The organism is Klebsiella sp. BDA134-6 (assembly GCF_015601345.1).
In the GTDB taxonomy this organism is placed as follows: Bacteria; Pseudomonadota; Gammaproteobacteria; order Enterobacterales; family Enterobacteriaceae; genus Klebsiella; species Klebsiella grimontii.
Genome location: NZ_CP064784.1, coordinates 3,735,942 through 3,748,854 on the forward strand (window position 1 = coordinate 3,735,942; position 12,913 = coordinate 3,748,854).

The window sequence follows — 12,913 nt, forward strand, 5'->3', positions numbered from 1 at the left end:
ATATCTCTCATACTGCAATAGTCAGCTTGATGACGTCTGGAGCATGGAAGATGAAAAACCCCACGTTACTGCAGTGCTTTCACTGGTACTACCCCACCGGCGGCGAATTATGGCGTGAAGTCGAGGCCCTGGCGCCGAACCTCAATGAAATCGGTATCAATATGATTTGGTTGCCCCCAGCTTATAAGGGTGCTTCCGGAGGATATTCGGTCGGTTATGACTGCTACGATCTGTTTGATCTCGGCGAGTTCGATCAAAAGGGGTCTGTCGCCACGAAATACGGCGATAAAACCCAGCTACTGGCCGCCATCGCCGCGCTGCGCGAGCACGATATCGCCGTGCTGCTCGACGTGGTGGTCAACCACAAAATGGGGGCGGATGAGAAAGAGCCGGTACGCATTCAGCGTGTTGATCAAAACGACCGCACGCAAATCGCCGATGAGATTATCGAGTGTGAAGCCTGGACACGCTACACCTTTCCGGTACGGGCCGGTCAATACTCTGAATTCATCTGGGATTATAAGTGCTTCAGCGGCATCGATCATATCGAGAATCCCGACGAAGATGGCGTGTTTAAAATCGTCAACGACTACACCGGGGAGGGATGGAACGATCAGGTCGATGATGAAATGGGTAACTTCGACTACCTGATGGGCGAAAATATCGACTTTCGTAATCGGGCGGTGACCGAGGAGATTAAGTACTGGGCGCGTTGGGTGATGGAACAAACCGGCTGCGACGGCTTTCGCCTCGATGCGGTTAAGCATATCCCCGCCTGGTTTTATAAAGAGTGGATCGACCACGTCCAGGAGGTCGCGACAAAACCGCTGTTTATCGTCGCGGAATACTGGTCGCACGAAGTCGATAAACTCCAGCAGTATATCGCCATGGTTGACGGCAAGACGATGCTCTTCGACGCCCCCCTGCAGATGAAATTCCATGAAGCCTCGCGGCAGGGTCGCGACTACGACATGAGCCAGATTTTTAGCGGCACGCTGGTGGAAGCCGACCCGTTCCACGCCGTGACTCTGGTGACTAACCACGACACCCAGCCGCTGCAGGCGCTGGAGGCGCCGGTTGAGGCCTGGTTCAAGCCGCTGGCCTATGCGCTGATTTTGTTACGTGAGAACGGCGTTCCGTCAGTCTTTTATGCCGATCTGTTCGGCGCAAGCTATGAGGACACCGGCGGCGACGGCGAGACCTACGCCATTGAGATGCCGGTGATTGAGCAATTACATGAGCTGATCGATGCCCGTCAGCGTTTTGCTCACGGCGTACAAACGCTGTGGTTCGATCACCCGAACTGTATCGCCTTCAGCCGAAGCGGCACCGAGGACGATCCGGGCTGCGTGGTCGTGCTTTCCAACGGCGACGACGGCGAAAAAACGCTGCCTCTGGGCGAAAACTACCGTAATAAACGCTGGCGGGATTTTCTCGGCAACCGCGAGGAAATCGTTGAAACCGACGATGAAGGAAACGGCATTTTTACCTGTAACGGCGGCAGCGTGAGCGTCTGGGTTATTGAAGAGGTGCTGTAAAATACGGGGGGAAACGCCGCGGGCTGAGAAGGTTTTCAGCCCGCAAAAAGCTTATTGTCCGCTTTTATCCGCTGACGCTTTTTTCCATGCCAGTTCACATTCCGGAGTGAGACGATTCACCCTTTTAAGCGTCATCCGATCGTAGCTCAAGGTATCACCTTCGCGCTCAATCGGATAGACATCCAAAGCGGAGGTGACGTTATAAACCGCGTCATCACGCTTCATTAATTTCCCCGGCAGGACAATGACCCGCTGCCACTGACGACAGTCAAGCGTGTCACCCTCTTTGGTCACAATCAGGCTGGCGATCGCCTCCGGGCTCATCATTTCGCTCTGCGGGCCTGCCGATTGCCAGTATCCTTCCAGCCCTGTCGGGGCTGGCGCTTTAACAACATCGCTGTAGCTATCAACCTGAACGCACCCGGCGAGGGTCAGCAGAGCACCAGCAAACACTATCTTTTTCATCATCCATCCCACAAACCGATAAAAAAACATTGTGGCATTAAAGCGTTAAGCTCGCCACCCTTCCCGGATCGGGGAGCAGCGCAGCAAGACGCCGCCGTCCTCAACCAATATGGCTAAAATTTGCCTTCGAATGTTAAGTTATTCTTACTTATCTTATAAAACCAATAAATGAGAAGATGTTATTTTAACCATTCAATATAAGGATAATCCTATTTTAAAAAACCACAAAAATGACCATCCTGTATATGACGGGTATTGAATGTTTTTATTTCCTCCACATAGCGATTTGTAGCCTTTACTTTGAGAATATTCCTGGCAAATTATGGGGCTTATTACGAAATAGTTCAGGCTGCCTAATGGTTCCATGGCAGCAGTCGTTTTTATTGCTAACAAAATGGACTTCATCGCTTATCGGCGAGGAATAAATTATCGTTACGTGTTGATTGAGGATGGGTCATGTCAACGATTATTATGGATTTGTGCAGCTTCACCCGGCTGGGATTAACCGGGTACCTGACTGGCAGGGGGGTAAGGAAGCGAGATATCACTGAAGTTCACAGTGCTCAAAGCCTGAAAACCCTCTGCGAGGCCAGCCGCCCTTCAGTGGTATTTATCAACGAAGATTGCTTTATTCATCATGAAGACAGCAACCAGCTTATCCGGCAAATCATTAGCCAGTATCCTGCAACGCTATTTGTGATCTTTATGTCGCTGGCGAATATTCATTTCGACCATTACCTGCTGGTACGTAAAAACTTACTTATTTGCTCTAAATCTCTCACCGAAAAAGACCTGGATGACATTCTCGCCATCCGCCTAAAATATGAGAACTATCGCGCTACCCGGCTTAATATCCCCACGCTGACCTTAAGCCAGACCGAGTCAAATATGCTGCAGATGTGGATGGCTGGTCACGGAACCTCGCACATATCAGCGCAGATGAACATTAAGGCGAAGACCGTCTCATCGCACAAGGGCAATATTAAAAAGAAAATTCACACCCACAATAAACAGGTGATTTATCACATCGTACGACTGACTGAAAACATCACGTCCGGAATTCATGTCAACCTGCGTTGAAAGACGCTGGCGGCCGCTGCCGCCAGTTCACTTGCGGCAAGTCACTCGTCCCGCTCAACGAAAATACCGTCAGGATGCCCGTGCTCGTTAAAAAACCATATGCCGAGCGGATAATCTTCCAGTGATACCAGATACATTACCCCTTCGCTAAACGACTCTATCGCCAGCACAACACCCGATCGACGTGGGCCACCATCGGTCTTCACCGTGACACGATCGTTTACCTGCATAACTCATCTCCTCTATTTTTGAGCCAGTGTAGAACAAAACAGCCGATCGCGCAGTGTCCAGCCCGGTAACTGCTGTTTTTCTAGACCGTCTATACTTAAGTGGCCCTATCTGAGTTAAGCGAGGTAGCCGAAATGAAAACCGCCAAAGAAAATAAAGGCGCAGGCGGCGTTGATGTTGACGCCCTGCTGGCGGCGATTAATGAAATCAGCGAAAGTGAAGTGCAGCGTACGCAAGACGATCCCCACCGCGTCAGTATTGATGGCCGGGATTACCATACCTGGCGCGAGCTGGCTGAGGCCTTTGAACTCGATATCCATGACTTCAGCGTCACCGAAGCCAACCGCTGAATTCTGCGCGAAAAAAATCCCGACTCGCAGGAGTCGGGATGAAGCTTGCTAATGCAAGAAGCACTTGAAAATTCGTTACATCAGGATATCCGATGCGCTACAAACATTACCCTCAATTATTTTGCATGACAACAAACATTCATGAGGCAAATTATTGAAAAAAGTGACTTAGCTTCATCGTCACGCTGGCAAAGCTCGCCAGGCAAGGACTCCAACACTTCGTTCTTCCACGAACGTCCGACTGCCGCCAAACGATTTTTAAGAATAATCTCACTAAAATAACCGCAGTGGATGATTTCAATTCAATTTATTCACAAAAGAAATTTCTTTCACCCTTCAGCGCAGACCCGATCGCGCCCATCCTGCTTGGCCAGATACAAGCGATGATCGGCAACTGACTGCAAATTTTCGAAGTTATATTCGCCGGTATCATCGCTGGCGCTCACCCCTAGCGAAGCGGTAATACGCAAAGAGGTGCTGTTTCCCAGCAAAATCTCGCGACTATTGATGCGGATACGGATCCGTTCAGCAATCACCTTCGCTTCTTTTAATGGGGTATTCGGCAGCACAATGCAAAACTCCTCCCCGCCAACCCTCCCCGCCAGATCGCCTTGCCGAATATGGCTGGCGATAGTGCTGGCCACCAGCGACAGTACGCGATCCCCCGCGTGATGACCGAAGCGATCGTTAACGCTTTTAAAATAATCCAGATCGAGCTGAATCACCGCCACAGGTCGCTTCAGACGCTCGCTCAGACGAGTTTCCGCAATAGCGCGTTCAAACAGCGCGCCGCGGTTTAATAAACGGGTCAGCGCATCATGCCAGGCCTGCCATTCCAGCGAGGTCTGCAGCACGCTCATGTTGCGCACCATTCGACGAATGACCAGCCAGGAGATCAGCAGCATAAAAGTAAACATTAACCACATCAGCATCAGCGCAATGGTGATGCTGCCAAAATCACCGCGGACCCCTTCCTGGATAGTATGGATACGGATCAGCACTCCATCAAAATTGCGTAAATTTTCCCAGCTAATATAACGCGTTACCAGGCGAATCCCGCCCTGATTCTCATGGGAGGACGCGCGGCTTAGCATCTCCTGTTCACGCGGCGACAGCAGCGTCAGCACGTTGCCCGGCGCAGAAGAGGCAATTAAATTGAGTCGATTATCATAAAGCTGGTACTCGCCTTCCTCGCCCGTTTTTATCGCATTGACCAGAAACGTTTTCATCTCCTGAACCGAGAAATCCATCGCCAGAACGCCGAGCCAGTGGCGCTGGAAATCAAGCGGAATAGATGCCGTTACCACCTGCATTTCGCGCTGCGATTCATCATCGGGGAACGTTTGCCACACAATTCCGCGGGCAGGATTATTCCGCTGCGTTTGTCGGGTAAACCATGCAGCGCCTGTTGCCCGCGAATAGAGGGCCAGCGCCTGCGTTGAATTTTTCGGCAGCTCGGTCGTCGTAAAAAAAACCGCTGCGCGACACGTACAGCATGCGTTTCGCAAATCCACGGTTGTTATTGGCCAGACGCAACATATAACCCAACTCCAGTGTGGCCATGAGCTCATTGCCGGAAAAGGGATTATCACGGGAAAGAAGCGCGTCGCCATCGACAAAGGCATCCGCAACGCCGTAGATCGGCAGCGTCCGGCGGTTATGGATCTCAACCGACCATATGGGATCGTGCCGCTTTGTTAAGTAATCCTCTTCGGCCTTACGCAGCGCGGCAAAATCCAACGGCGTACCCAGCGCCGACTGCATACCGTTACGAAAAAAAATCATTCTGTCGATATTAAACTGCAGCAGGCTGTCGAACTCATGGGCCACGTTTTCAAGATTATTGCGCTGGTTTGCGACGTAGGCCTCTTCCAGGACCTTGATCTCACGCCATATCAGCAGCGTGGAGAAGCAGAAGACGATAAAAAAACAGAGATTAACCACATATCCGGGGCTTAAAATCTGACGCAATTTTTCCACCCATATCAGCTTATCCATCGTTTTCTCGCAGCACGGTTAAAGAAGCAAACGTCATCCACGCTCCCTGTTTGTAAAATAATCACTATTATGAAAACGCCCGACGAATGCCGGGCGCTGATAAAGGGTCAGGTGCGATTCGACTTCCCTCCCCCTCCGCGAATAAGTTCATCCTCACGAAACGCCTCGCGCTTAACGCCGTAACCGTCATACCAGCGGCACTCCACCATGCCGCTGGCGAACCCGGTAACGACCATACGAGGGCCGCCGTTTTTTCGCCTCACTTCATCACTGACCAACAAGACCATTTTTGCCTCCGGTATCAGGAAGAAACAGATTTACCTTAGACGAAGCTGAACCACTTTGCATGAGCAGGAGCACATTTACTTCGCCGGACGACGAAGAGCGGCAATCGCTTTCACTCCAGCCAACACGATGGCGCCAATGATGAATCCCAGCACCAGGTTGGCGGCCGTTGGCAACAGCGAGGCAATCACCGCATTCTGCCCATGGGCCAGATTTTCAACGGCATGGTGCAGCGGCGCAATACCGTGGACCACAATACCGCCGCCGACCAGGAACATCGCCAGCGTGCCAACGATGGACAATACTTTCATCAGGCGGGGCGCAATTGCCAACAAAGCTTTGCCTGACCACTGCGCCAGCGAGCTGGTTTTCTCCACCAGCCAGTAGCCCATATCATCAAGCTTGACGATGATCCCCACCAGACCGTAAACCCCCACCGTCACCAGCAGCGCAATGCCGGATAAAATCAGGATCTGATTTAATAACGGCGCTTCAGCCACAATCCCCAGCGTAATCGCGACAATTTCAGCTGACAGAATAAAATCGGTGCGTATCGCCCCTTTCACCTTATCCCGTTCAAAAGCCATGGGGTCCTGGTTCGCCAGGGCCTCAAGCCGCTGCCGGCGAACCTGCGGATCCTCTTTATGCTTCCGCGCCTGCAGACTGTGCAGCACCTTCTCGACGCCTTCGAAGCAGAGAAACGCGCCCCCCACCATCAGCAGCGGGGTAATCGCCCACGGGATAAAGGCGCTGATCAACAACGCCAGCGGCACCAGGATCACTTTATTGATCAATGAGCCTTTAGCTACCCCCCAAACGACCGGCAATTCGCGGTTGGCCCGCACGCCGGTGACCTGTTGAGCATTAAGCGATAAATCGTCTCCCAATACGCCTGCCGTTTTTTTTGCTGCCAGTTTCCCCATGACCGAAATATCATCGAGTAACGTGGCAATATCATCCAATAAGGTTAATAGACTACTTCCCGCCAAAATTGCATTCCTTCATTTATGGTTGTTCCTCCTGAAGTATGAAGCAAAAGCGCTTTTTCGCCCACCAGTGTCCATAGTCAACAAAAATTTAACCATAGCAGGCGAATTAAAGCGCTCGCCAGCACGAGAGTTTTCACGTTTACTATATCTCCCCCTTTCTGTCTCTGTACCGTCGTGAGGAAGTATGTCTACCCGTCAGCTGTTACCGCTCATCGGGGCGTTGTTTGCGCTGTATATCATCTGGGGTTCCACCTATTTCGCTATCGCCGTCGGCGTCGCCAGTTGGCCCCCGCTAATGATGGCTGGCGTGCGCTTCCTTTCCGCAGGCGCACTGCTGACCGCCTGGCTACTGGCAACCGGCCATAAGCTCCCTGCGCGAAAGCCGCTGCTCAACGCGGCGCTGATTGGCGTGTTACTGCTGGCCGTGGGTAATGGTTTTGTCACTCTCGCCGAGCACCAGCATGTGCCCTCCGGTATTGCGGCGGTCATGGTCGCAACGGTGCCGCTGTTCACCCTGTGCTTTAGCCGCTTTTTTGGTATTGCGACCCGCAAACTTGAATGGCTGGGTATCGCTATTGGTCTCGCGGGGATCGTACTGCTCAACAGCGGCGGCAACCTGAACGGTAACCCCTGGGGCGCGCTGCTGATACTTATCGGTTCAATGAGCTGGGCGTTTGGTTCCGTCTACGGCTCGCGAATCGAGCTACCGACGGGGATGATGGCGGGCGCCATTGAGATGCTGGCGGCAGGCATCGTACTTATGATCGCCTCCTCGCTAACTGGAGAAAAATTAACCCAGATGCCGTCGTGGTCCGGCATTTTTGCCGTCGCCTATCTGGCGATCTTTGGTTCGCTTATCGCCATCAACGCCTATATGTATCTGATTCGCAACGTAACACCGGCGGTAGCGACCAGCTACGCCTACGTTAACCCGGTGGTCGCCGTGCTATTAGGCACCGGTTTTGCCGGCGAAAGCCTATCCGCCGTAGAGTGGCTGGCGCTGGGAATCATCATCTTCGCCGTCGTTCTGGTCACGCTCGGCAAGTACCTGCTCCCGGCTCGCCGCGATGTCACCTCCTGTAAGGCGGAGAAGTAACGTCTAACAGACCTATACCTTGCGTATCGATCTGCGCGCAGTTCCCACCGCCGCAGATCCACTCTTCCAGCCGTTCCCCCAGCGCTTCGTCGCTAAGCTTCTGGCGCCCGCGCAGCGCGCACTCCCAGACCACCAGCACCCGCCATCCCTGCTCCGCCAGGATGCCGATATCCCGGCGATCGCGCGCCACATTTTTGGCTATTTTATCCAGCCAGAACTCAGTTCTCGTCGCGGGGACCTTAAACAGGTAGCAATTATGATGATGCCAGAAGCAGCCGTGGGTAAAGATAACGCACTGATACTCGGCCACCACAAAATCCGGGCGGCCGGGCAGCGCGGCATCCTGCACGGTAAAGGAAAATCCCGCACGCGCCAACAGTCCCGCCAGCCGTTTTTCAATCGCCGTATCGCGGGTGCCGATCGCGCGCATGTTTTTACTGCGGGTGGCTTTATCGTGGACGTCGGCCATAGTCAATCTCTTGCTCACGGCAAGCCACCGCTCTTGCAATACGCGGCGCCAGCAGCTTCGCTACCGCCGCAAAGACCGGCACAACAACCGAATTGCCAAACTGGCGATAGGCCTGGGTATCCGATACCGGAATGCGAAAATGATACCCCTGCGGCGCTTCAAATCCCATCAGACGCGCACACTCGCGGGGAGTCAACCGACGCGGCCGCCGAAGCTGGTTTTCAGGATCGTCAAAAGACTTTTCGCCTAAAGGCCGATCCCAACCGCGATCGATAAGGATCTCCGCACCATCTTTGTAGTAGCGGGCAGACAGCGTACGCGCCACGCTGTGCGGATTCGTTGGGTCAACGAGCCCGTAGCCAAAGCCGTTCCCTCGCTCCTGATGCTTGCGCGCATAGCGATAGAGATATTTCCACAGCACTCTGGTGAGGATAAATTTGTCATCAACGGCGGGTTCCAGCAGCTCGCCGAAAGTCGGGCGAACGGAGGGATAGAGAGTGGCGATATCACGCAGGGTGAATCCCTCATGCAGCTTGAGGTCACGCCGAAAACCCACCAGCACAATGCGTTCCCGGTGCTGAGGTAAAAAATGACGCCCGTCGATCACTTTCGGATCATCCGCTCCAGTATGAGCCGCATCAGCAACCTCATAACCCAACTCATCCAGCGTCTGCATAATGATACGAAACGTCCGCCCCTTATCGTGGCTCTTCAGGTTTTTGACGTTCTCCAGAACAAAAATCGGCGGCTGACGGGCGGCGATAATCCTGACCACGTCAAAAAACAGCGTCCCCTGCGTTTCGCAGGCAAAGCCGTGAGCGCGACCAAGGGCATTCTTCTTCGACACGCCGGCGAGTGAAAACGGCTGGCAGGGAAAGCCGGCCAGCAGTACGTCATGCTGCGGGATAGTCTGGCGTATATGCTGCGCCGCGTCTTCATCGCTCACCTCAGGGAGATGGCTTAAAGTCACATCGCGGATATCTTCATTGAAACGATGCTGCTCAGGATCGCAGTACCAGTTGGCTTTATAGGTGCGCACCGCATGTTTATTCCACTCGCTGGTAAACACGCATTGCCCGCCAATCGCTTCAAAACCGTGGCGAATGCCGCCGATACCGGCAAACAGGTCGACGAAGCGGAATCCATAATGCGGATGATGCGCAGGCGGCTGCGGCAGGAGCGTACGCAGGTGGGCCTGCTCCTGGTGGGATATGCGACCTGCCGCGCGCGCTACCGTCGCAACGCGCTTGAGGATAGCCGGGCTCCAGTGCTGCTCGCCGACGGCGACCAGCTGCGCGACCAGCGTTTTGACATCGTATATCGCCATCAGCTGGCGCAATAGCGCCTGCGCGTCTTCTCCGGTATGTTCAACCTTCAAAGACGGGGGATTTTCCTTGGATAAATTTTGCGCCATAACCTCAACCAGCCCGACTATTTTTGCAGAGGTTACCATAAATAGCGCAGCCAGTTTTACGCGAGTGGGTTAAAGCGCTGCAAAACCTCGTCATCAATAGCCATTGGGTCTCCGCGAAGCTCCGCGCTGAGCTTGGCCATAAACTGCACCAGAAAGCGCGCATTGTGTATCGCCATTGCCCTGCCCTTTTCGGTCTGCATCGTTTGCGGTAAACGCAGCAGCTTGCACTGGAAATGATCCAGCGCGTAGGTTTTATCATTTAATTCCCGCCGGTCGGCAAAGGGATCGCTGGCATCAAACAAGATATTGTTCAACGCGCCGGACACGGCAAAAACGCGCGCCAGGCCAATCGCCCCCAACGCCTCAAGTCGATCGGCGTCCTGGACGATTTTCGCTTCTTCGCTTCGCGGAGCAATCGCCGCGCTAAAACTGTGCGCTTCAATAGCGTGTAAAACCGCCGCGTAGCGTTCGACGGGGAAATCAGGGAAAGCTGACTGGAGGATAGCCAGCGTTTTTTCCGCCGCCATCGCAGAAGAGCGGCTACGCTCAGGATGGTTTTTCGCCAGGCTGACGATGTCATGAAAGTAGCAGGCAGTCAGGATCACCAGACGGTCAGCATCCGTATCTTCGGCCAGTCGCTGCGCAGTGGCCCAAACGCGGCGGAAATGCGAAATATCATGAGCCGCATCCCCTTGCGCGTGATGTTCGGTTAGCCAGGTTTCAAATCGTTGCTGCCAGTGAAAAAGGTCCATGCATGTTCCTTAGGTGTCAGGCCAGCAACGAGCATAGCAACTTTATTCGTGATGTTCATAGATCTGCGGATTGGGGCGCGTGTACCACGCAATTGCACCAAGAATGGTCCCCACGATACCTAACACCAGAAACCCCAACAGGGCACCAATCCACTTCCCACTCGTTGAACCAAGTTCACCGTCAATCGTGGCGCCGGGCACGCTTTGAATCTGCCCGACAACCCACCAGTACCGCGCCATCGCCCACAGAAAATAACCACAAAAAGCATAAAATGCCCACAGCGCCAGTTTTCCACCAGGACTTCTTTTCGCTTTATCTTCCATTCATTTGCTCTCCATGTACTCAACAAGCAACATCACTTGCCAGTCAAAAATAGTGACATCCATCACATTATATAGCGAAAATTCTTGCAAGACAGCATTTCTCTCTGCCCGATGCATTTCTGTGCATCAACCTGCTTCATTGTCATAATACCGGCTATATATACTCAATGAATTTATTCCATTTTTAAATAATACAAATTAATGAATGGCATTTAATTTCTGGCCATTTCCCACTCCCCCTCCCCAGCCCCTCATTTCACCATCAACCACTCTTACTCAGACCACTCTCTGAAAGAAAACTCCACGTTTAAACACGAGCAAATAATTATTCATAAAATCAATATTAAATGATGACACATAGAACACATGAAACTCATCAACGACAAAATTCAATCAATGAATAACCATAAGTCCATGTTATTAAAAGCTATAAACACGGAAAATAATTTATCACAAAACAATACAATTTTAATATAAAGAATATAACTGAAACATTTTGCAATATTAGATATAATTTAGTTACATATTTGATTTAAAGAAAAATGAACTTAATCGCTAATATCAAATAGTCACCCCGGAAGGAATGACACAATTCATATTAATTATGATTAAAAGGGAATATATAATGAAAAGAAAAGTATTGGCAATTCTGGTTCCAGCTTTATTAGTCGCTGGCGCGGCTAATGCAGCAGAAATCTATAATAAGAACGGCAACAAACTGGATTTCTACGGCAAAATGGTTGGCGAACACATCATGACCCATGATGGCGACAACAACAATTCTGACGATACCTCCTATGCGCGTTTCGGCGTTAAAGGCGAAACCCAGATTAGCAGCGAACTGACCGGTTATGGCCAGTTTGAATACAACATCAAAGCGGACAAACCGGAAGGTCAGCAGGGCAGCGCTACCCGTTTAGCATTCGCTGGTCTGAAATTCAGCGATTACGGCTCATTCGATTATGGTCGTAACTACGGCGTGGTTTATGACGCGGCGGGTTACACCGATATGCTCGTTGAGTGGGGCGGTGACGGTCTGGTTTACACCGATAACTTCATGACCGGCCGTACCAACGGCGTAGCAACCTATCGTAACACCGACTTCTTCGGCATGGTGGATGGTCTGAATTTTGCTCTGCAGTATCAGGGTAAAAACAACGACACCACCGCGAAAAAATCAAACGGCGACGGTTTCGGTTTCTCCGTTAACTACAACATCGACGGCTTCGGTTTCGTTGGCGCTTACAGCAACTCCGATCGTACTGATGAGCAAGCAGCGGACAAGCGGGGCGAGACAGCTGAAGTCTGGAACCTGGCGGCTAAATACGATGCAAATAATCTGTATGCATCAGTCATGTATGGTGAATCCCGTAACATGACTCCGCTGGAGAAAACGACTTTTGGCAGTTTTGCCAATCACACGCAAAACATCGAAGCCGTTGTGCAATATCAATTTGATTTCGGCCTGCGTCCGTCCCTGGGCTATGTCTACGCGAAAGGTAAAGACCTGGGCGCCAAAGAAGACACCAATGCGGATATCATGAACTACGTTGAATTGGGTACCTGGTACTATTTCAACAAAAACTTCAACGTTTACACCGCATACAAATTCAATCTGATGGATGATGAAGACGCGGCGGTAAGTGGCGCAGCCACCGACGATCAGTTCGCTGTGGGTATCACCTACCAGTTTTAAGATTGTATAGCTACGCTAAAACCCGCCTTGTGCGGGTTTTTTCGTTTTTACCAACGGATAGTCATCCTGTATCGCTACATGGCAGAAAAATAGAGTGTTGCGATCTATATGCAGTAAACTATGAAGAGGAGATTTCCCACGAATGCGTGGCGCCTACTCCGGTTTTCGAGATTTTAACTTAATCATTTAAACCATGAAATCAACAATAAAAAAACAGGGTATTCACAAT

General features: G+C 51.7%; 13 protein-coding genes and 1 pseudogene. 5 read left to right on the top strand and 9 right to left on the bottom strand.

The window, feature by feature from the left end; genetic code table 11:
- Positions 1-50: 50 nt before the first annotated feature.
- The gene (gene amyA, locus IYV58_RS17280; protein ID WP_049114928.1) at positions 51-1,538 is read left to right on the top strand and encodes an alpha-amylase; all 1,488 of its coding nucleotides are present in this window, start codon (positions 51-53) and stop codon (positions 1,536-1,538) included.
- A 51-nt stretch (positions 1,539-1,589) separates the two neighbouring features.
- Here the strand turns inward: amyA and yedD are convergent, their stop codons facing one another.
- The gene (yedD, locus tag IYV58_RS17285) at positions 1,590-2,006 is read right to left on the bottom strand and encodes a lipoprotein YedD (RefSeq protein ID WP_162626064.1); all 417 of its coding nucleotides are present in this window, start codon (positions 2,004-2,006) and stop codon (positions 1,590-1,592) included.
- Positions 2,007-2,459: 453 nt separating this feature from the next.
- Between yedD and rcsA the strand changes: the two genes are divergently transcribed.
- The gene (gene rcsA, locus IYV58_RS17290; RefSeq protein WP_004122124.1) at positions 2,460-3,083 is read left to right on the top strand and encodes a transcriptional regulator RcsA; all 624 of its coding nucleotides are present in this window, start codon (positions 2,460-2,462) and stop codon (positions 3,081-3,083) included.
- Between the two features lie 41 nt (positions 3,084-3,124).
- On the opposite strand, the gene dsrB is transcribed toward rcsA, so the two are convergent.
- Positions 3,125-3,313 (bottom strand): protein DsrB, encoded by a 189-nt coding sequence (gene dsrB, locus IYV58_RS17295; RefSeq protein WP_004122127.1) that lies wholly within the window; start codon positions 3,311-3,313, stop codon positions 3,125-3,127.
- Between the two features lie 132 nt (positions 3,314-3,445).
- Between dsrB and yodD the strand changes: the two genes are divergently transcribed.
- On the top strand, positions 3,446-3,661 hold the full coding sequence (yodD, locus tag IYV58_RS17300) for a YodD family peroxide/acid resistance protein (RefSeq protein WP_004122130.1): 216 nt from the start codon (positions 3,446-3,448) through the stop codon (positions 3,659-3,661).
- Between the two features lie 329 nt (positions 3,662-3,990).
- Here yodD and dgcQ read toward each other — a convergent pair.
- The 3 genes and pseudogenes from dgcQ to IYV58_RS17315 form a co-directional block, all read right to left on the bottom strand.
- Positions 3,991-5,659 (bottom strand): annotated as a pseudogene (gene dgcQ, locus IYV58_RS17305) (cellulose biosynthesis regulator diguanylate cyclase DgcQ).
- Between the two features lie 107 nt (positions 5,660-5,766).
- Complete coding sequence (locus tag IYV58_RS17310; RefSeq protein WP_004122136.1) at positions 5,767-5,946, bottom strand: YodC family protein; 180 nt, start codon at positions 5,944-5,946, stop codon at positions 5,767-5,769.
- Between the two features lie 75 nt (positions 5,947-6,021).
- Positions 6,022-6,933 carry a DUF808 domain-containing protein gene (locus tag IYV58_RS17315; protein WP_004122138.1) on the bottom strand — a complete coding sequence of 304 codons (912 nt, stop codon included), beginning with the start codon at positions 6,931-6,933 and terminating at the stop codon, positions 6,022-6,024.
- Positions 6,934-7,117: 184 nt separating this feature from the next.
- Between IYV58_RS17315 and yedA the strand changes: the two genes are divergently transcribed.
- Positions 7,118-8,029 carry a drug/metabolite exporter YedA gene (gene yedA, locus IYV58_RS17320; RefSeq protein WP_004122140.1) on the top strand — a complete coding sequence of 304 codons (912 nt, stop codon included), beginning with the start codon at positions 7,118-7,120 and terminating at the stop codon, positions 8,027-8,029.
- Here the strand turns inward: yedA and IYV58_RS17325 are convergent.
- From IYV58_RS17325 to drpB, 4 genes are read right to left on the bottom strand one after another with little or no spacing between them, the layout of a single operon-like run.
- The gene (locus IYV58_RS17325) at positions 8,004-8,498 is read right to left on the bottom strand and encodes a very short patch repair endonuclease (protein ID WP_004122141.1); all 495 of its coding nucleotides are present in this window, start codon (positions 8,496-8,498) and stop codon (positions 8,004-8,006) included. The genes yedA and IYV58_RS17325 overlap by 26 nt on opposite strands.
- On the bottom strand, positions 8,479-9,912 hold the full coding sequence (locus IYV58_RS17330) for a DNA cytosine methyltransferase (protein WP_032742142.1): 1,434 nt from the start codon (positions 9,910-9,912) through the stop codon (positions 8,479-8,481). The genes IYV58_RS17325 and IYV58_RS17330 overlap by 20 nt, the downstream gene beginning before the upstream one ends.
- A 56-nt stretch (positions 9,913-9,968) precedes the next feature.
- A complete protein-coding gene (locus IYV58_RS17335; protein WP_004122145.1) occupies positions 9,969-10,664 on the bottom strand; it encodes a phosphohydrolase in 696 nt (231 codons plus the stop codon).
- A 42-nt stretch (positions 10,665-10,706) separates the two neighbouring features.
- Positions 10,707-10,988, bottom strand: coding sequence for a cell division protein DrpB (gene drpB, locus IYV58_RS17340; RefSeq protein WP_004122146.1), 282 nt, complete (start codon positions 10,986-10,988; stop codon positions 10,707-10,709).
- A 625-nt stretch (positions 10,989-11,613) separates the two neighbouring features.
- Here drpB and IYV58_RS17345 point away from each other — a divergent pair.
- Positions 11,614-12,684, top strand: coding sequence for a porin (locus IYV58_RS17345; protein WP_004122148.1), 1,071 nt, complete (start codon positions 11,614-11,616; stop codon positions 12,682-12,684).
- Positions 12,685-12,913 lie beyond the last annotated feature (229 nt).